This is a genomic window from Pseudomonas sp. BO3-4 (assembly GCF_034044115.1).
In the GTDB taxonomy this organism is placed as follows: domain Bacteria; phylum Pseudomonadota; class Gammaproteobacteria; order Pseudomonadales; family Pseudomonadaceae; genus Aquipseudomonas; species Aquipseudomonas alloputida.
Window position 1 is genome coordinate 4250969 of the sequence record NZ_CP139018.1, and the last position, 20184, is coordinate 4271152.

Genomic DNA, 20184 nt, shown 5'->3' on the forward strand with positions numbered 1-20184 from the left:
CCGCGCCTACAGGGGCAGCGATAATCCTGTAGGAGCGGGTTTACCCGCGAAAGGGCCGGCACTGGCAACACACATTCAGAATAAAAAAAACGGGAACCCGAAGGTTCCCGTTTTTTCATTGCCTTACAAGCGAATCAGCGTGGAAACGCTGGCGGGTTCACACCAGCCATGTCTTCCATCACACGAACCACCTGGCAGCTATAACCGAATTCGTTGTCGTACCAGACGTACAGAACAACGCGGTTGTCGTTGGCGATGGTCGCCTCTGCGTCAACCACACCGGCGTGGCGCGAGCCGACGAAGTCGGTCGAAACCACTTCCTGCGAAGCCACGTAGTCGATCTGCTTGTGCAGCTCCGAGTGCATGGCGATCTGGCGCAGGTACTCGTTGATCTCGTCGCGGGTGGTGGCCTTTTCCAGATTCAGGTTCAGGATGGCCATCGAAACGTTCGGCGTCGGAACACGAATCGCGTTGCCGGTCAGCTTGCCCTTCAGCACTGGCAGTGCCTTGGCAGCAGCGGTGGCGGCGCCGGTTTCGGTGATTACCATGTTCAGCGGCGCGGCACGGCCACGGCGGCTGCCCTTGTGGAAGTTGTCGATCAGGTTCTGGTCGTTGGTGAACGAGTGAACGGTTTCGACGTGGCCGTTGACGATGCCGTACTGGTCGTTGATGGCCTTGAGCACCGGCACGATGGCGTTGGTGGTGCAGGAGGCCGCCGAGATGATCTTGTCATCGGCAGTGATGTCACCGTGGTTGATACCGTGCACGATGTTCTTCAGCGCGCCCTTGCCAGGTGCGGTGAGGATCACGCGGGCAGCACCCGGGCAGGCCAGGTGCTGGCCCAGGCCGTCGGCGTCACGCCATACGCCGGTGTTGTCGACGATGAGCGCATTGTCGATGCCGTACTGGGTGTAGTCGACTTCGCTCGGGCTCTTGGCGTAGATAACCTGGATCAGGTTGCCGTTGGCGGTGATGGTGTTGTTGGCTTCGTCGATGGTGATGGTGCCATCGAACGGGCCGTGCACCGAGTCACGGCGCAGCAGGCTGGCACGCTTGACCAGGTCGTTTTCGGCGCCTTTGCGCACGACGATGGCACGCAGACGCAGGCCGTCACCACCACCGGTCTTCTCGATCAGGATGCGCGCCAGCAGGCGGCCGATGCGACCGAAGCCGTACAGGACAACGTCGGTGCCTTTGCGCGCCGAAGCGTTCTGCTGACCGACCACGTCGGCCAGCTCTTCACGGACGAACTGCTCGGCAGTGCGGCCATTGCCTTCCTGCTTGAACTTGTTGGCCAGCTTGCCCAGGTCGACCGATGCGGCGCCCAGTTTCAGCTCGCTCATGGCCTTGAGCAGGGGGAATGTCTCGTGGACGGACAGTTCGGTTTCGTCGGTTTGGCGGTGGCGCGCAAAGCGGTGCGCCTTGAGGATCGAGATAACCGAACGGTTGATCAGGCTGCGGCCATAAATCGAGCTCACCACATTGTTATTGCGGTAGAGCTGACCGATAAGCGGGATCATCGCTTCAGCCAGGGCTTCACGATCAATCCACTCACCAAGACACTGGTCGGGCTTCTGAGTCACGGGAACCTTCCACATGTAGGGACAGAAAAAAGGGGCTACATTATGACGCCCCAACGCGGAACCGGCAATGAGTGCCTGACGCAGTGACGCAAGCCAGCGTTCATGCCCTTTCGAGCCTGACAGCCGGCACTGTCACCGGTACAATCGGTCTCTTTGCCGCAACGCTTGGAGTGCAATCTCCCGTGTCAGTTCTGCGCCTACCGCAAATGTCGGCCACGGCCGGCAAACAAACCTGGGGCAACCTGCCCGGTGCCGCCCTCAGCCTTGCCATCGCCGAAGCCGCCAGCAGCGCTGGCCGCTTCACCCTGCTGCTGACGGCCGACAGCCAGGCCGCCGACCGTCTGGAGCAGGAGCTGCGCTTCTTTGCCCCAGACCTGCCAGTGCTGCCGTTCCCCGATTGGGAAACCCTGCCCTACGACCTGTTCTCGCCACACCAGGACATCATCTCCCAGCGCATCGCCAGCCTGTACCGTCTGCCGGAGCTGAGCCACGGCATCCTCGTGGTGCCGATCACCACCGCCCTGCACCGCCTGGCACCCACGCGTTTTCTGCTGGGCAGCAGCCTGGTGCTGGATGTGGGCCAGACCATCGACGTGGAACAGATGCGCCTGCGCCTGGAGGCCAGCGGCTACCGTTGTGTCGACACCGTCTACGAGCATGGCGAGTTCGCCGTGCGCGGCGCGCTGATCGACCTGTTCCCGATGGGCAGCAAGCTGCCCTACCGCATCGACCTGTTCGATAACGAGATCGAGACGCTGCGCACCTTCGACCCCGAGACCCAGCGCTCGATCGACAAGGTGGATTCGGTGCGCCTGCTGCCAGCACGCGAATTCCCGATGCAGAAGGAAGAAGTGACCCGCTTCAAGGCACGCTTTCGCGAGCGCTTCGACGTCGACTTCCGCCGCAGTGCAATCTTCCAGGACCTGGCCAGCGGCATCATCCCCGCCGGTATCGAGTACTACCTGCCGCTGTTCTTCGAAGAAACCTCGACCCTGTTCGACTACCTGCCGACCGACACCCAGGTGTTCTCGCTACCCGGTGTGGAACAGGCCGCCGAGCACTTCTGGAACGACGTGCGCGGGCGCTATGAAGACCGCCGCGGCGACCTCAGCCGGCCGCTGTTGCCGCCGGCCGAGCTGTTCCTGCCGGTGGAAGATTGCTTCGCCCGGCTCAAGCAGTGGCCCCGGGTGGTGGTCAGCAGCGAAGCGCTGGAGCCTGGCGTGGGCCGCGAGCGCTTCCCGGCGCGCGCCTTGCCCAACCTGGCCATCGAGGCCAAGGCCAACCAGCCGCTGGCCGAGCTGGCCAACTTCCTCGATCAGTTCCCCGGCCGCGTGCTCTTCACAGCCGAATCAGCGGGCCGCCGGGAAGTGCTGCTGGAGCTGCTCGAACGGCTGAAGCTGCGCCCGCATACCGTCGAAGGCTGGGACGATTTCATTACCGGTGCCGAGCGCCTGGCGATCACCATCGCCCCGCTGGACGACGGCCTGCTGCTGGACGATCCAGGGCTGGCCCTGATTGCCGAAAGCCCACTGTTCGGCCAGCGAGTGATGCAGCGCCGGCGCCGTGACAAGCGCGGCGAAACCGCCAACGACGCGGTCATCAAGAACCTCACCGAGCTGCGCGAAGGTGCGCCGGTGGTGCACATCGACCATGGCGTCGGGCGCTACCTGGGCCTGGCCACCCTGGAAATCGACGGCCAGGCTGCCGAATTCCTGACACTGGAATACGCCGAGAACGCCAAGCTGTATGTGCCGGTGGCCAACCTGCACCTGATCGCCCGCTACACCGGCAGCGACGACGCCCTGGCACCGTTGCACCGGCTGGGTTCGGAGGCCTGGCAGAAAGCCAAGCGCAAGGCCGCCGAACAGGTCCGCGACGTGGCCGCCGAACTGCTCGACATCTATGCCCGCCGCGCCGCGCGCAAGGGCTACGCGTTTGCCGACCCGTCCGCCGACTACGCCACTTTCAGCGCCGGCTTCCCGTTCGAGGAAACCCCGGACCAGCAGGCCGCCATCGAGGCCGTGCGCGCCGACATGCTGGCACCCAAGCCAATGGACCGCCTGGTCTGCGGCGACGTGGGCTTCGGCAAGACCGAAGTGGCCATGCGCGCGGCGTTCATCGCCGTGCACAGTGGCCGCCAGGTGGCCGTACTGGTGCCCACCACCCTGCTTGCCCAGCAGCATTACAACAGCTTCCGCGACCGCTTTGCCGACTGGCCCGTGACCGTGGAAGTGATGAGCCGCTTCAAATCGGCCAAGGAAGTGGCCGCCGCCGCCGCGGACCTTGCCGAAGGCAAGATCGACATCCTCATCGGCACCCACAAGCTGCTGCAGGATGACGTGCGCTTCAAAGACCTGGGCCTGGCCATCATCGATGAAGAGCACCGCTTTGGCGTGCGCCAGAAAGAACAGTTGAAGGCGCTGCGCAGCGAGGTCGATATCCTCACCCTGACCGCCACGCCGATTCCGCGCACGCTGAACATGGCGGTGGCGGGCATGCGCGACCTGTCGATCATCGCCACGCCGCCAGCACGCCGCCTGTCGGTGCGCACCTTCGTCATGGAACAGAACAAGAGCACGGTCAAGGAGGCGCTGCTGCGCGAACTGTTGCGCGGTGGCCAGGTGTATTACCTGCACAACGATGTGAAAACCATCGAAAAATGCGCCGCCGACCTTGCCGAGCTGGTGCCCGAGGCACGCATCGGCATCGGCCACGGGCAAATGCGCGAACGCGAGCTGGAACAGGTGATGAGCGATTTCTACCACAAGCGTTTCAACGTGCTGGTGGCCTCGACCATTATCGAAACCGGTATCGACGTGCCCAGCGCCAACACCATCGTCATCGAGCGCGCCGACAAGTTCGGCCTGGCCCAGCTGCACCAGCTGCGTGGCCGGGTTGGCCGTAGTCACCACCAGGCCTACGCCTACCTGCTCACACCTACCCGTCAGAAGGTGAGCGCCGACGCCGAAAAGCGCCTGGAGGCGATCGCCAACACGCAAGACCTTGGCGCAGGCTTTGTGCTGGCCACCAACGACCTGGAAATCCGCGGCGCCGGCGAGCTGCTGGGCGAAGGCCAGAGCGGGCAGATCCAGGCAGTGGGCTTCACCCTGTACATGGAAATGCTCGAACGTGCGGTCAAGGCAATCCGAAAAGGTACCCAGCCGAACCTTGAGCAACCACTGGGTGGCGGCCCGGAGATCAACCTGCGCCTGCCGGCACTGATCCCCGAGGACTACCTGCCTGACGTGCATGCGCGCCTGATCCTGTACAAACGCATTGCCTCGGCTGCCGACGAAGAGGGCCTCAAGGACTTGCAGGTCGAGATGATCGACCGCTTCGGCTTGTTGCCAGAGCCGACCAAGAACCTGATGCGCCTGACGTCACTCAAGCTGCACGCGGAAAAGCTCGGCATCAAGAAAGTCGATGCGGGGCCCAACGGTGGCAAGCTCGAGTTCGAAGCCGAAACACCGGTCGACCCACTGACCCTGATCAAGCTGATCCAGGGTCAACCCAAACGCTACAAGTTCGAAGGCGCCACCCAGTTCCGCTTCCTGGTACCGATGGAACGCCCCGACGAACGTTTCAATACCCTGGAGGCGCTGTTCGAGCGCCTGACCCCACAGCCTGCCTAAGGAAGACTCATGCGTGCCATCCGTTGCCTGACCCTGCTGCTGGCGCTGTTCGCCCCAGCCGCCTTCGCTGAAGGCTTGTATCAGGTAGAAATGATTCTGGTGCGGCAGAACAGCGTGCCCGCCTTCACCAGCCCGTTCGCCCCCGAAGACTGGAGCGCTGGCGCCCCACGCCTGGCGAAAGACGCCGAGCGCCCCCCAGCACTTGAAGATGAAGCCACCCGCCTGGAAGCCACCGCCGACTACACGGTGCTGATGCACAAGGCCTGGCAACAGCAGGTGGGCAGCGAACCCAGCCGCATCGCCCTGGGCGAAGGCACCGAACAGTTCGGGCACTTCCCTATCGAAGGCAACCTGAGCATCGCTGAAGGCCGCTTCATCACCGTCGAGGCCAACTTCTGGGTCAACCAGCTGGATGGCAACGGCAACGTGCTGCAAAGCGAGCAGTTCAGGCAAAGCAACAGCAACGTCAAGGGCGGCCAGCTGACCTTTCTCGACGGCGGGCACCTGGCGGTGCTGCTGAAGGTGACCCCACCAGGCACGCCGAAAATGCCGGTGATGGACCCGGAGATGATGGAGCAGTAAGCCCATGAAGGACGATGCCGCCGAAATGGTGAACGCCTATCCGAACTGGATTCAATCGTTCAGCAAAGCTGCCCTGCAGCGCGGTGAGCGCTATGCCGAGGAAGGCAGGGCCGAACTGGAAGGCATTCATGGGCCAACCATAACGGCCAGTTGCCAGGGGAGCGGCAACAACCACTACCGGCAACACATCAAGTTGCACGTAGCGGGCGGCCGGTGCCATGTGCGCGGTGACTGCGATTGCCCGGTACGGCAAAACTGCAAGCATTGCGCCGCTGTCCTTTTCTGCGTCAGCGAGCGCTTTTCCAGCAGTAAGGACACGCAAGCCAACCCGGGCGCCTTGTCCGCCGAACTGCAGCACTGGTTGAGCGGCCTGGAGCAGGCCCCACCCAAGACCGACGCGACCGAAGACAAACGCGGGCGCATGGTGTGCTATCAGCTGCAGCTCACCGACGATGCGGGCTGCGCCCTGCTTGTGCGCAAGGGCACGCGAACGGAGGACGGCATCCGCTTCAGCCGCATCCAGTCCCTTTACGATTTTCTCTACGAGCCACCGCGCTTCGTAACAGACGAAGACATCCGCATTCTGCGCCTGCTCTCGGCCCTGAATCAGGGCGGCGGCCAGGATCGCGGCTACCGACTGAAGGGCCATGAAGGTGGCGAGCTGTTCCAGCGCGCCCTCGAAACCGGGCGGATGTTCTTCGACACCGACCTCCCCCTGCTTCATGAAGGCCCGGTGCGCCACGCCGAGTTTCGCTGGGTACGCCTGGACAACGGAAATTACCGGGGGCGGTGGTACAGCGGCGAAGCGATGCTGCGCTGCGTCATCCCGCTGCTGCCGCTTTACTACCTGGACCTGCCGACCCGTGAAGTGGGCAAGGTCGAGCACAGCCTGGATCCCCACGTCGCCGTACAGCTGACTATTGCACCCGACGTGCCGGAACACCTGGTCGTACCCCTGAGCCACAAGCTCAATGCCCTCAGCCATAAGGTGCCGACCCCGACGCAAGTGCAGGAGCAGTTGCTCGATAACATCCAGCCAAAGCCCCTTCTTGCTCTCGGCAGCCTTGAATACACCGCCTACATGCCGAAAACCGGTCGCATGCAACGGCAAATGCAACACCGCGCCGCATTGGCGTTCGATTATGACGGCTTGCAGGCCAGCGGCACCGACGAAAAGCCGCTGACCCGCCTGGCAGGCAGCACCAGCCAGCGCATTCGCCGCCAGACTCAAGCCGAGCAGGCGCTGCGCAAGGTACTGCGCGATTTCGGCTTCAAGCCCGCCACACGGCAGAGCAAGGCCCTACCCGACAGCGCCGGCGAAATGCACCAGTTGCCTGACGACGAAGCCTGGCTGCGCTTTGCCCGCGAAGGCCTGCCGCGCCTGCGCGAAGCCGGCTGGGACATCGATATTCACCGCGACTTCGCCTTCAACCTGCAGGAGGTGGACGACTGGTATGCAACCATCGACGAAGCGCCTGGCCATGAATGGTTCGACCTGGAACTCGGCATCGTGGTCGATGGCCAGCGCCACAGCCTGCTGCCGATCGTGTTGCACCTGCTGCGCAGCAGCCCGGAGCTGCTACGCCCTAGCGAACTGGCCCGGCGCAGCGATGATGAACACCTGCTGATCGACCTCAATCGCGGCCGTCTCGATGCCCCGGCTTTGCGCGTCGCCCTGCCCTATGGCCGCATCAAGGCAGTCATGGGCACCCTGGGCGAGCTCTACCTGCACGAGGACACTGCAGGCCCGTCCCTGCGCATGGAGCGCGCCGACGCCGCGCGCCTGAACGAAATAGAAGGCCTGCCCCTGCACTGGGAAGGTGGCGAGCACGTACGCGATCTGGGCCGGCGCCTGCGCGATGCCCGGAACCTACAGGTAGAACCGCCCACAGGGCTGCAGGCCAGCTTGCGCCCCTATCAGCAGCAAGGCTTGAACTGGCTGCAGGCCCTGCGCGAGATGGGTACCGGCGGTATCCTCGGCGACGACATGGGCCTGGGCAAGACCCTGCAGGCCTTGGCCCATCTGCTGCTGGAGAAACAGTCCGGGCGCCTGAATGCACCGGCCCTGGCAGTCATGCCGACCAGCCTCATACCCAACTGGCTGGACGAAGCCCAGCGCTTCGCCCCCGACCTGCGCGTCCTGGCACTGCATGGGCCGGGGCGCAGCAAGCACTTCACCAAACTCCATGAGTACGATCTGGTCCTGACCACTTACGCCTTGATGCCACGCGACCTGGAACAGCTGCGCCCCCAGGCCTGGCACGTGCTGATACTGGACGAGGCGCAAAACATCAAGAGCAGCAGCAGCAAGGCTGCCCTCGCCGTCTGCGAGCTACAGGCCGGGCAGCGCCTGTGCCTGACCGGCACGCCAATGGAAAACAACCTGGGCGAACTGTGGTCGATCTTCCACTTCCTGATGCCCGGCTGGCTGGGCGACCTGAAGCGCTTCAACCAGGATTACCGCAACCCGATCGAGCGCCACGGTGACAGCGAGCGCATGGCCCACCTGGCCAGCCGCATCCGGCCGTTCCTGCTGCGCCGCACCAAGGAGCAGGTGGCCACAGAACTGCCGGCCAAGACCGAGATGGTGCACTGGGTCGAGCTCAGTGATGCCCAGCGCGATACGTACGAAGCCGTGCGAGTGGCCATGGACCAGAAAGTCCGCGACGAAATCGCCCGCAATGGCGCCGCACGCAGCCAGATCGTGATCCTCGATGCGTTGCTCAAGCTGCGCCAGGTGTGCTGTGACCTGCGCCTGGTCAAGGGGGTAGAAAGCAAAGGCAACCAGGCCGACAAGGGCAAGCTGGGTGCGCTGCTGGAGATGCTCGAAGAACTGCTCAGCGAAGGGCGCCGGGTGTTGTTGTTCTCACAGTTCACCTCGATGCTGGCGCTGATCGAGCAGGAGCTTGAGAAGCGCAAAATCCGCTACAGCTTGCTGACCGGTGACACTCGTGACCGTCGCACGCCAGTGCAGCAGTTCCAGCAAGGTGAAAGCGAAGTGTTCCTGATCAGCCTCAAGGCAGGGGGCGTAGGCTTGAACCTGACGGCGGCGGACACCGTGATCCACTTCGACCCCTGGTGGAACCCGGCCAGCGAAAACCAAGCTACCGACCGTGCCTACCGCATCGGCCAGGACAAGCCGGTGTTCGTGTTCAAGCTGATTACCCGGGGTACGGTGGAAGAGAAGATCCAGTTGTTGCAGCAGGAAAAGGCAGCACTGGCAGCCAGCCTGCTGGACGGCGGGCAGGCTGGGCAATGGCGGCTTGGCGATGAAGAAATCGAGGCCCTGTTTGCGCCATTGCCCGGAAAGCGCGGGCGGTAGACCAAAAGCGGATACAGCCTGTGCGGACCTCTTCGCGGGCAAGCCCGCGCCTACACACGCATCGGTGGTTCGGCACAGGCCGCTGTAGGAGCGGGTTTACCCGCGAAGAGGCCGGACCTGCCGGCCAATTACCACCCGCCGTTCACCGTTGCCGCCGCCACCGTATCCGCGGGTAAACCCGCGCCTACAGGCACGCATCGGTGGTTCGGCACAGGTCGTCGTAGGAGCGGGTTTACCCGCGAAGAGGCCGGACCTGCTGGCCAATTACCACCCGCCGTTCACCGTTGCCGCCGCCACCAAATTCGCGGGTAAACCCGCGCCTACAAGCATGAGATGCGATACCTGTGAGCGCGAACAGGCCAGCGCAGTCAATCGACCAGCTGAGCTTCCTTCAACGCCCCCAACGCCTCCAGCCAGCGCGGCTGCTGGCGATAATCGGTCCGCGCAAACCCTTGCCCACGCATCCGGGCAATCCGCGGCGATGGCTTGACCTTCATGCGCTGCGCCGCACTCAGCGCCAGCTCCGCCGCCGCCCGGTCATTGCACACCAGGCCCATATCACAACCGGCGCTCAGCGCCGCCTCGATACGGCTGGCCGCGTCGCCCACCACATGCGCACCGGCCATCGACAGGTCATCACTGAAGATCACCCCATCAAAGCCCAGCTCGCCACGCAGGATGTCCTGCAACCAACGCCGCGAGAAGCCAGCGGGCTGGTTGTCAACCTGCGGGTAGATGACATGCGCCGGCATCACTGCCGCCAGCTGCCCACTCAGGCGGGTAAACGGCACCAGGTCGGCCTGGCGCAGTTGTTCCAGGCTGCGCTCATCGGTGGGGATGGCCACGTGCGAATCGGCTTCGGCCCAGCCATGCCCCGGGAAATGCTTGCCACACGCGGCCATACCTGCCGCATTCATGCCTCGGATGAACGCGCCGGCCAGTCGCGTTGCACGCAGCGGGTCACCCTCGAAGGCGCGGCTGCCCACCACGGCGCTACGCTGGTGGTCCAGGTCGAGCACCGGAGCGAAGCTGAGGTCCAGGCCAACTGCCAGTACCTCGGTCGCCATCAGCCAGCCGCACTGTTCAGCCAGGTATTCAGCATTGTCGTTATCGGCCAGCGCACGCATGGCCGGCAGGCGCACAAAGCCCTGGCGCAGACGCTGTACGCGACCACCTTCCTGATCCACGGCCAGGATCAGCTCGGGGCGAATGGCGCGGATGGACGCGCACAGTTCGCGCACCTGGCGCGGGCTGTCGATATTGCGGGCGAAGATGATCAGGCCAGCCACTTCCGGCTGGCGAAGCAGTTGACGGTCTTCGGCGGTCAGCCATTTACCGGCGATATCCACCATCAGGGAGCCTTGCAGGCTGACAGTCATGGGTAATCCTTCATTGAAGACAGAGAGAAGCCCACCGGGGGGCAGCAGACACCGGCAGACACGCGCTGTTGGCCACAGGCGAAGCCATAAAGGCGCTGGTCAGCAAGGGAAATGTGAAGTAGATCGAGATAGGGCATGGGCGCTAGCTTAGCGGAAGCGCCCCGCCACGCCCAGCCTTCAGGCCTTGGCGGTAGCCGAACTGGTCTTGGTTCGCGGACGCAGCTGCGCAGTGGCCATCGCCTCGTCGGTCACACCGCTGTCAGCGCGCATGCCTGCCGCCAGGAACGGCACCATCAGGCGCATCACCTGCTCGATCGAGGTATTGATGCCGAAGTCAGTCTCGGCAATCGCCCGCAAGGCCTTGATACCGGACATGCTGAAGGCCGCGGCACCCAGCATGAAGTGCACACGCCAGAACAGTTCCAGTGGCGGAATGCGTGGCGCAGCCTCGTTCACCAGCAGCATGTAGCGGCGGAACACCTTGCCGTACATGTCTTCCAGATAGCGCCGCAGGTGACCCTGGCTCTGGCTGAACGCCAAACCCAGCAGGCGCATGAAGATCGACAGGTCGTTGTTGCTACGCGGCTGCACGGCCAGCGCCTGCTCTACGAGCATTTCCAGCAGTTCTTCAAGGCTGGGCTTTTGCTCCGGCTTGGCCTGGCGGCGCTCCAGCTCACGCTCGAGACTGGCGCAGAATGGGCCGAGGAAACGCGAAAAAACAGCCTGGATCAGCGCCTTCTTGGAGCCGAAATGATAGTTGACTGCCGCCAGGTTGACCCCGGCCTTGCTGGTAATCAGCCGCAACGAGGTTTCGGCGAACCCCCTTTCCGCGAACAGCTGCTCGGCAGCATCGAGAATGCGTTCAACGGTTTCCGATTGGGCCATGACTACTCCGACTACTCCGCCAGACAAACAGGTGTTTGAAACATACGTTTCAGCCCTGCTTCTGTCAAGGCTCGGTGACTGGGCGGTCGCCATTTAAAAGCGCCAGCCGGCCCACTGCAAGCGCCACCTCTTCTGTTTATTGCGGCTTTTGGCTTGCAGCGCACTCAGTACTGTATATAATCCCAGTCACTGTACAAAAAGACAGAGCGCTTACCATGTTGAAACTGACGCCACGCCAAGCCGAAATTCTCGCGTTCATCAAGCGCTGCCTGGAAGACAACGGCTTCCCGCCTACCCGCGCCGAGATTGCTCAGGAGCTGGGCTTCAAGTCGCCCAATGCCGCCGAGGAGCACCTCAAGGCCCTTGCCCGCAAGGGCGCGATCGAAATGACGCCGGGCGCTTCCCGCGGCATCCGCATCCCTGGCCTGGAAGCCAAGGCCGAAGAAACCGGCCTGCCCATCATCGGCCGGGTCGCTGCCGGTGCGCCGATTCTTGCCGAACAGCACATCGAGCAATCCTGCAACATCAACCCTGCCTTCTTCCACCCCCAAGCCGACTATTTGCTGCGCGTACACGGCATGAGCATGAAGGACGTCGGCATCTTCGACGGTGACCTGCTGGCGGTGCACACCTGCCGTGAAGCCCGTAACGGCCAGATCGTGGTGGCGCGCATCGGCGACGAAGTTACCGTCAAGCGCTTCAAGCGTGAAGGCAGCAAAGTCTGGCTGCTTGCCGAAAACCCCGAATTCGCCCCCATCGAAGTCGACCTGAAAGAACAGGAGCTGGTGATCGAGGGCTTGAGCGTCGGCGTCATTCGCCGCTGATCCAGGAGGCGTCATGCAGCAGTTCATTCACGCACCCGAGCAAGTCCAGTTGCCCCTGTTCGAAGCATTCCTCGCCCAGCCCGTACTGCCAGGCCTGAAAGCCAGGGAACCGGCGCGCAAGAGCAGCCAGCCCGAGCTGTTCAGCGAACTGTCGCTGCGCGGCGCCCCTGGCCACTGCCAAAGCCTGCTGGCACCCGTGCTGCGCGAGCTGAGCGAAGAGGACGAGGCCCGCTGGCTGACCCTGATCGCCCCACCGCCAAGCCTGACCCAGGCCTGGCTGCGCGATGCCGGGCTCAACCGTGAACGTATTCTGCTGCTGCAACCCCGCAGCAATCAAAGCGCGCTGCAGCTGGCCTGCGAGGCTTTGCGCCTGGGCCTCAGCCACACCGTGGTGAGCTGGCTGGGCAACGTCAATGCCACTGCACGCCAGCAACTGCTACGTGCAGCCAGTGCCGGAAACGCACAAAGCCTGAACATCCGCCTCGGCTGATGTTCAGGCTTTGCCTGTCACTTCAAATAGCCTGATACGCTGCTGCACACTCAGTGCAGCACACGCGGCCCTTCATCACGCTCGAGCTCGCCATCCATCAGGCGACCGGCCATCTGCACGCCCACACTGAGCATGGCCTTGGCCACTTCCACATGCTGACCCTGCAGGAACACCTTGGCGTCTTCCGAGAAATCCAGGGTTACCAGAGAGCCCTCATCCTCGGCGCGACGAAGTTCGATGCGGCCATCAGGCAACTCGACAATTTCCAGAAAAGACGTAGACATAAATGGCAGTTCTCCGCGAAAGGCGATTATTGTACCAGCCGTTGCGGCTATCAGCACTCACTCAACGCGTCGCGGAAACGTCTCACCAAACTTTTGAGGTCGTTGCGCCAGCTTTCCAGCTCGGCACGCGACAGCGCTGGATGCTCAGGCTCATCAAGATTGACGGCTTGAATCAGAGGCTGGGTAACGTCGGTTTTCGGCGCTTTTCTGGCGACCGGTGGTCGGAACAAATCGGCATAAGCACCGAGCATTTGCGCCAGCCAGGTTTCGCGTTGGCGAGCCAGCTCCAGCAACTCGGCCACTTCCGGGATGGCGATACCGTTCAGGGCATCGTCGGCCAGGGCTTGCTCCACCGTTGCGACGACCGGCAGGCGATAGAAGCCCCCGATTTCATGGCACAGCCCCAACAGAGCGCCATACAGGTGGAACAGCGCCGACTCGCGCTCAGCCTGGACCAGGCCTTGGGCATTCATGGCCTGGCTTTGTTCAGCCTTGGCCATGGACTCGAGGGCGAGGCCGGCGAAGAACAGTTTCTGGTTGGTGCGGGTGTAGAGTTCCTGGGCCATTTCAGTGCCCTCCCATAAGGCTACAAGGCGGATATCTGCATCATAAATGATTGGGGCCGCTTTGCGCCCCTTCGCGGGCTTGCCCGCTCCCACCAGTACAGCGCCACATTCAAGGGCGGCGCGATACCTGTGGGAGCGGGCAAGCCCGCGAAGGGGCGCAAAGCGGCCCCAAATCACAGCACCGATGGATCAGCGCTTGTCTTCAACCTTCCAGGCATTGCCGTCGTAAAACGCCTTCCAACCGGTCGGCTTGCCATCGACCTCGGACTGCACGTACTGCTCCTTGGTCTTGCGGCTGTAACGAATCACCGCCGGGCGGCCATCCGGGTCTTTCTGCGGCGCATCGCACAGGAAGTGGTACTTCGGGTCAATCTCATGCTTGTGCGGCACAATCTCCAGCACCAGCGGCGCACGGGTTTCGCGGTTCTTGGGGAACTGGCTGGCAGCCAGGAACAACCCAGAAGCACCGTCGCGCAGCACGTAGGTATCATCGACCTTCTCGCACTTGAGCTCCGGCATGTCCACCTTGTCCATCTTCGGTGGCGCCGCCTCGCCGCTCTTGAGCAGCTTGCGGGTGTTCTTGCATGCCGGGTTGGTGCAGCCGAAGAACTTGCCGAAACGGCCGGTCTTCAATTGCATCTCGCTACCGCACTTGTCGCACTCCAGGCTCGGCCCTTCGTAACCCTTGATGCGGTAGTTGCCTTCTTCGATCTCGTAACCGACACAATCCGGGTTGTTACCGCAGATGTGCAGTTTGTGTTTCTCGTCCAGCAGGTAGGCGTCCATCGCCGTGGCGCAGATCGGGCACCGGTGCTTGCCCAGCAGCACGCGCGACTCCGACTCGCCCTCGTCGTCAGCGGCAATCTCGTCGCCCGGCACCAGGTTGACGGTAGCCTTGCAGCGCTCTTTCGGCGGCAGGCTGTAGCCAGAGCAGCCCAGGAACACACCCGTAGAAGCGGTGCGAATCATCATCGGCCGACCACATTCCTTGCATGGAATGTTGGTCATGGTCGGCTGGTTGGCGCGCATGCCGTCTTCACTGGACTCGGCAGTCTGCAGCTTTTTGCTGAAATCGCCGTAGAACTCGTCGAGCACGTTCTTCCAGTCACGCTCGCCCTGGGCCACGTCGTCGAGGTTCTCTTCCATGTCGGCGGTAAAGCCGTAATCCATCAGGTTGGAGAAGCTCTCCGACAAGCGCTCGGTGACGATATCGCCCATCTTCTCGGAGTAGAAGCGGCGGTTGTGCAGCGTCACATAGCCACGGTCCTGGATGGTGGAAATGATCGCCGCGTAGGTCGATGGGCGGCCAATGCCGCGCTTTTCCATTTCCTTGACCAGGCTGGCTTCGGTAAAGCGTGCAGGCGGCTTGGTAAAGTGCTGGCTCGGGTCGATCTGGATCAGTTTCAGCGCTTCACCCTGAACCATCTCTGGCAGCACGTCGTCTTCGGCCGGCTTGCTCTGCTGTGGCAGCACACGGGTGTAGCCGTCGAACTTGAGGATGCGGCCCTTGGCACGCAGCTCGAAATCGCCGGCAGCGACGGTAACGCTGGTGGACAGGTACTGCGCTGGCGGCATCTGGCACGCCAGGAACTGGCGCCAGATCAGCTCGTACAGGCGCTCGGCGTCACGCTCCATGCCGCTGAGCTTGGTCGGGTGGGTATTCACGTCAGAAGGCCGAATCGCTTCGTGCGCCTCCTGGGCGCCCTCCTTGCTGCCGTAAACCAGTGGCGCCTCCGGCAGGTACTGCTTGCCGAACTCCCGTTCGATGTAGCTGCGTGCCATATCCAGGGCGTCAGCCGACAGGTTGGTCGAGTCGGTACGCATGTAGGTGATGTAACCGGCTTCGTACAAGCGCTGGGCCATCATCATGGTTTTCTTCACGCCAAAGCCCAGGCGGTTACTGGCCGCTTGCTGCAAGGTGGACGTAATGAACGGTGCCGATGGCTTGCTGCTGGTCGGGCGGTCTTCGCGCTTGACCACGCTGTAACTGGAAGCCTTGAGCTTTTCCAGTGCAGCCATGGCCTGAGCTTCGTTCAGCGGCTTGAAGGCCTCGCCCTTCTCGCGCGCCACCTCGAAACGCACCTTGGCGTTCTTGGCGGTGCCGAGGTCGGCGTGGATCTCCCAGTACTCTTCCGGGATGAAGGCGCGGATCTCACGCTCTCGCTCAACCACCAGCTTCACCGCTACCGACTGCACACGGCCAGCGGACAGGCCACGGGCAATCTTGGCCCACAGCAGCGGCGAAACCATGTAACCGACCACGCGGTCGAGGAAACGCCGCGCCTGCTGGGCGTTGACCCGGTCGATGTCCAGCTCGCCTGGCTGCGAGAAGGCTTCCTGAATGGCCTTCTTGGTAATTTCGTTGAACACCACGCGCTTGTAGCGGGTGTCGTCCCCCCCGATGGCCTCGCGCAGGTGCCAGGCAATGGCTTCCCCTTCGCGGTCCAAGTCGGTTGCGAGATAGATGGTGTCGGCATCCTTGGCCAGGCGGCGCAGCTCTTCGATCACCTTTTCCTTGCCAGGCAGGATCTCGTACTTGGCCTTCCAGCCATGGTCGGGGTCGACGCCCATGCGTGCCACCAGCTGGCGGCGGGCCTTCTCTTTCGGCGAAAGCGCCGGCGCCTCACCCGCAGCCTTGCCACGCTTGGCGGCCGGCTCTTTGCTCGCGCTGGCCGAACCGCTGGTGGGGAGGTCTCGGATATGGCCGATACTCGACTTCACCACGTACTGGTTGCCCAGGTACTTGTTGATGGTCTTGGCCTTGGCCGGGGATTCCACAATGACCAGCGATTTGCCCATGGATCGGAGTATTCCTGAATCTGAAGATAAAAAACGCGCCAAGTGCCAGACGCGGCACCGCTATATATAGTGGCAAAAGTGTGAGGTCAAGCTCGGACGATCACGCGTGCGACTTGCCCAGCAACCCGGGCAGCCCCTCTTCGGCCTTGACCAAAGCAAAGCGTGGCACCTGCTCGCCGTCAAATTCGACGGACTCCTGGAACATCGACAGGGGACGTACCCAGAAGCTGTAATCACCATACAGGCATTGGTAGAACACCATCCACTCTTCGGTTTCGGAGTGCCGCGCAACACTGAAGACACGGTACTCAGGCCCTTTGTAATGCCGGTATACGCCTGGTTGTATCTGCATGTTGCTCACCTCCTGAATAAAACCTGAAAAAACAAAACCGGGGCACTAGGCCCCGGCTGCTGTCCCGCTACGCGATCAGACGCGTTCGAAGACAGTGGTGATACCTTGGCCCAGGCCGACGCACATGGTCGCAACACCCAGCGTACCGCCATTTTGCTTCATGACGTTGAGCAGGGTGCCGGAAATCCGCGCCCCGGAGCAACCAAACGGGTGGCCCAAAGCAATGGCGCCGCCGTGCAGGTTAACCTTCTCATCCATCTTGTCGAGCACTTTCAAGTCTTTCAGCACGGGCAGGGCCTGTGCAGCGAAGGCTTCGTTGAGCTCGATGAAGTCGATATCGGCCATGGTCAAGCCCGCACGCTTGAGGGCTTTCTGGGTCGATGGCACCGGGCCGTAGCCCATGATTGCCGGGTCGACACCGGCCACTGCCATCGAACGGATCACCGCCAATGGCTGGATACCGAGGTCCATGGCACGCTGACCGGACATGACGATCATGCACGAGGCGCCGTCGGTGATCTGCGACGAGGTACCGGCCGTGACCGTACCGCCTTTCGGGTTGAACGCAGGCTTCAGCGATGCCAGGCCTTCGAGGGTGGTTTCCGGGCGAATGGTTTCGTCGAAATCGAACACCTTCAGGAAGCCGTTCTCGTCGTAGCCCTGCATCGGGATGATCTCGTCCTTGAACTTGCCTTCGACCGTGGCCTTGTGGGCCAGCTGGTGCGAACGCAAGCCGAACAGGTCCTGCTGCTCACGGGTGATGCCGTGCATCTTGCCGAGCATTTCTGCAGTCAGGCCCATCATCCCGGAAGCCTTGGCGGCATGCAAGGACAGGTGCGGGTTGGGGTCTACGCCATGCATCATGCTGACGTGGCCCATGTGCTCCACGCCACCGACCACGAACACATCACCGTTACCGGTCATGATCGCCTGGGCGGCCGTGTGCAGCGCGCTCATGGACGAGCCGCACAGGCGGCTGACGGTCTGCGCCGCGGAAGTGTGCGGGATCTGGGTCATCAGCGAGGCCATGCGGGCGATGTTCCAGCCCTGCTCCAGGGTCTGGTTGACGCAGCCCCAGATCACGTCCTCGACTTCTTTCGGGTCAACCTTGCCGTTGCGTTCCAGCAGCTTGCTGATCAGGTGCGCCGACATGTCTTCGGCGCGGGTGTTGCGGTGCATGCCACCCTTGGAGCGGCCCATTGGCGTGCGACCGAAGTCGACAATCACCACGTCTCTTGGATTCAGGCTCATATCAAATCTCTCGCTCTAGCTCGTTGACCGCTCAGTTGAAGAAGCGCTGGCCGTTCTTGGCCATTTCACGCAGCTTGGCGGTCGGGTGGTACAGCGGCCCCAGGTCGGCATACTGATCGGCCAGGGCGACGAATTCGGCCACACCGATCGAGTCGATGTAACGCAGCGCACCACCGCGGAAGGGAGGGAAACCAATGCCGTAGACCAGGCCCATGTCGGCTTCGGCAGCGGTTTCGACGATGCCGTCTTCCAGGCAACGCACGGTCTCCAGGCACAGCGGGACCATCATCCAGTTGATGATGTCTTCGTCAGTGACTTCACGCTGCTCGAACACGATCGGTTTGAGCACGTCGAGCACGGTGGCATCGAAAACCTTCTTCGGCTTGCCGCGCTTGTCGGTTTCGTAGGCGTAGAAGCCCTTACCGTTCTTCTGGCCCAGGCGGTTGGCCTCGTACAACGCGTCGACTGCCGAGCGGCGCTCGTCCTTCATGCGATCCGGGAAGCCTTCGGCCATGACGTCACGGCCGTGGTGGCCGGTGTCGATGCCGACCACGTCCATCAAGTAGGCTGGGCCCATCGGCCAGCCGAACTTCTCCATGACCTTGTCGATGCGCACGAAGTCGACACCGGCGCTGACCAGCTTGGCAAAACCGCCAAAGTACGGGAACAGCACGCGGTTGACCAAAAAGCCCGGGCAGTCGTTGACCACGATCGGGTTCTTGCCCATTTTCTTGGCGTAGGCCACGGTGGTGGCGACCGCCACTTCACTGGACTTCTCACCACGGATCACTTCCACCAGCGGCATCATGTGCACCGGGTTGAAGAAGTGCATGCCGACGAAGTTTTCCGGGCGCTTGAGCGCCTTGGCCAGCAGGTTGATAGAGATGGTAGAGGTGTTGGAAGCGAGGATCGCATCGTCCTTCACCTGGCCTTCCACTTCCGCCAGTACCGCTTGCTTGACCTTCGGGTTCTCGACCACTGCCTCGACGACGATGTCGACATTGGCAAAATCGCCATAGGACAGGGTCGGTCGAATGGCGTTGAGGGCCTCGGCCATCTTGGCTGGGGTCAGGCGGCCCTTCTCGACGCGGTTGCCAAGCAACTTGGAGGCCTCGTTCAGACCCAGCTGAATGGCTTCTTCGCGGATGTCTTTCATCAGGATCGGCGTACCTTTGACCGCCGACTGGTAGGCGATACCGCCGCCCATGATGCCGGCGCCGAGCACGGCGGCCTGCTTCACGTCGTGGGCGATCTCGTCATGCGCCTTGGCCTTGCGCTTGAGTTCCTGATCGTTGAGGAACAAGCCGATCAGGCTCTCGGCGACCGAGGTCTTGGCCAGCTTGGCAAAGCCTGCGGCTTCAACTTCCAGGGCCTTGTCGCGACCGAAGTTGGCGGCTTTCTGGATGCTCTTGATCGCTTCGACCGGGGCCGGGTAGTTCGGGCCGGCCTGGCCAGCGACGAAGCCCTTGGCCGTCTCGAAGGCCATCATCTGCTCGATGGCATTGAGCTTGAGCTTTTCCAGCTTCGGCTGGCGCTTGGCCTTGTAGTCCAGCTCGCCACCGATGGCACGCTTGATCAGGTCGAGGGCACCGGCCAGCAGCAGCTCAGGGGCGACCACCGCGTCGACGGCCCCCACTTTCAGGGCGTCTTCGGCACGGTTTTCCTTGCCGGCGGCGATCCACTCGATGGCGTTGTCCGAGCCGATCAGGCGCGGCAGGCGCACGGTACCGCCAAAGCCCGGGTAGATACCCAGCTTGACTTCCGGCAGGCCGATCCTGGCGCTGGTGGACATGACCCGGTAGTCGGCCGCCAGGCACATTTCCAGGCCGCCGCCCAGCGCGATGCCGTTGATGGCGGCAACGGTCGGCACTTCGAGGTCTTCGAAGGCGTTGAAGATACGATTGGCTTCCAGGTTGCCGGCGACCAGTTCGGCCTCAGGCAGCTTGAAGTTGTCGACGAACTCGGTGATGTCGGCGCCGACGATGAACACGTCCTTGCCACTGCTGACGATCACGCCTTTGACCGAGGCATCGGCCTGGATGGCATCGACGGCCTGGCGCAGCTCGTTCAGGGTAAGGCGGTTGAACTTGTTGACGGACTCACCCTTGAGGTCGAACTTGAGCTCGACGATGCCACTTTCAAGAGCCTTAACCGTGATGGCTTTACCTTCGTAAATCATCAACTGATCTCCACGATATGGAAGCTAATCTGTACACGCCGATCACTGCAGCAGAA

14 protein-coding genes are annotated in these 20184 nt (G+C 62.6%); 5 read left to right on the forward strand and 9 right to left on the reverse strand.

Features of this window, described 5'->3' with window-relative positions:
• Positions 1-134 precede the first annotated feature (134 nt).
• Entirely contained in the window at positions 135-1598 is a 1464-nt protein-coding gene (locus tag REH59_RS19710) for a glyceraldehyde-3-phosphate dehydrogenase (RefSeq protein WP_033725352.1), read from the reverse strand.
• A 167-nt stretch (positions 1599-1765) separates the two neighbouring features.
• Here REH59_RS19710 and mfd point away from each other — a divergent pair, with 167 nt between their 5' ends.
• The 3 genes from mfd to REH59_RS19725 are packed head-to-tail and all read left to right on the forward strand — an operon-like array spanning position 1766 to position 9119.
• The gene (gene mfd / locus REH59_RS19715; RefSeq protein WP_012053155.1) at positions 1766-5215 is read left to right on the forward strand and encodes a transcription-repair coupling factor; all 3450 of its coding nucleotides are present in this window, start codon (positions 1766-1768) and stop codon (positions 5213-5215) included.
• 9 nt (positions 5216-5224) lie between these two features.
• Positions 5225-5797, forward strand: coding sequence for a CsiV family protein (locus REH59_RS19720; protein WP_014859658.1), 573 nt, complete (start codon positions 5225-5227; stop codon positions 5795-5797).
• Positions 5798-5801: 4 nt separating this feature from the next.
• Positions 5802-9119 (forward strand): DEAD/DEAH box helicase, encoded by a 3318-nt coding sequence (locus REH59_RS19725; protein WP_014859657.1) that lies wholly within the window; start codon positions 5802-5804, stop codon positions 9117-9119.
• A gap of 368 nt (positions 9120-9487) precedes the next feature.
• On the opposite strand, the gene nagZ is transcribed toward REH59_RS19725, so the two are convergent.
• Together nagZ and REH59_RS19735 are read right to left on the reverse strand one after the other, a co-directional pair.
• On the reverse strand, positions 9488-10486 hold the full coding sequence (nagZ, locus tag REH59_RS19730; protein WP_172402813.1) for a beta-N-acetylhexosaminidase: 999 nt from the start codon (positions 10484-10486) through the stop codon (positions 9488-9490).
• 189 nt (positions 10487-10675) lie between these two features.
• Positions 10676-11383, reverse strand: a complete 708-nt coding sequence (locus tag REH59_RS19735; protein ID WP_003248784.1) for a TetR/AcrR family transcriptional regulator — start codon at positions 11381-11383, stop codon at positions 10676-10678.
• A 215-nt stretch (positions 11384-11598) separates the two neighbouring features.
• Between REH59_RS19735 and lexA the strand changes: the two genes are divergently transcribed.
• Both lexA and sulA read left to right on the forward strand, forming a co-directional pair.
• Entirely contained in the window at positions 11599-12207 is a 609-nt protein-coding gene (gene lexA, locus REH59_RS19740) for a transcriptional repressor LexA (RefSeq protein ID WP_003248781.1), read from the forward strand.
• A gap of 13 nt (positions 12208-12220) precedes the next feature.
• On the forward strand, positions 12221-12697 hold the full coding sequence (gene sulA, locus REH59_RS19745; protein WP_003248779.1) for an SOS-induced cell division inhibitor SulA: 477 nt from the start codon (positions 12221-12223) through the stop codon (positions 12695-12697).
• Between the two features lie 50 nt (positions 12698-12747).
• Here sulA and REH59_RS19750 read toward each other — a convergent pair whose 3' ends face one another.
• The 6 genes from REH59_RS19750 to fadB all read right to left on the reverse strand — a co-directional run bounded on the left by REH59_RS19750 (position 12748) and on the right by fadB (position 20128).
• The gene (locus REH59_RS19750) at positions 12748-12981 is read right to left on the reverse strand and encodes a hypothetical protein (protein WP_003248777.1); all 234 of its coding nucleotides are present in this window, start codon (positions 12979-12981) and stop codon (positions 12748-12750) included.
• A gap of 50 nt (positions 12982-13031) precedes the next feature.
• Positions 13032-13547, reverse strand: a complete 516-nt coding sequence (locus REH59_RS19755; RefSeq protein ID WP_003248773.1) for a DUF6586 family protein — start codon at positions 13545-13547, stop codon at positions 13032-13034.
• A 189-nt stretch (positions 13548-13736) separates the two neighbouring features.
• Complete coding sequence (gene topA / locus REH59_RS19760) at positions 13737-16346, reverse strand: type I DNA topoisomerase (protein WP_265536517.1); 2610 nt, start codon at positions 16344-16346, stop codon at positions 13737-13739.
• Between the two features lie 100 nt (positions 16347-16446).
• Positions 16447-16698, reverse strand: a complete 252-nt coding sequence (locus REH59_RS19765; RefSeq protein ID WP_003248769.1) for a DUF1653 domain-containing protein — start codon at positions 16696-16698, stop codon at positions 16447-16449.
• A gap of 75 nt (positions 16699-16773) precedes the next feature.
• Positions 16774-17949, reverse strand: a complete 1176-nt coding sequence (fadA, locus tag REH59_RS19770) for an acetyl-CoA C-acyltransferase FadA (protein WP_003248768.1) — start codon at positions 17947-17949, stop codon at positions 16774-16776.
• Between the two features lie 31 nt (positions 17950-17980).
• Entirely contained in the window at positions 17981-20128 is a 2148-nt protein-coding gene (gene fadB, locus REH59_RS19775) for a fatty acid oxidation complex subunit alpha FadB (RefSeq protein ID WP_014859342.1), read from the reverse strand.
• Positions 20129-20184 lie beyond the last annotated feature (56 nt).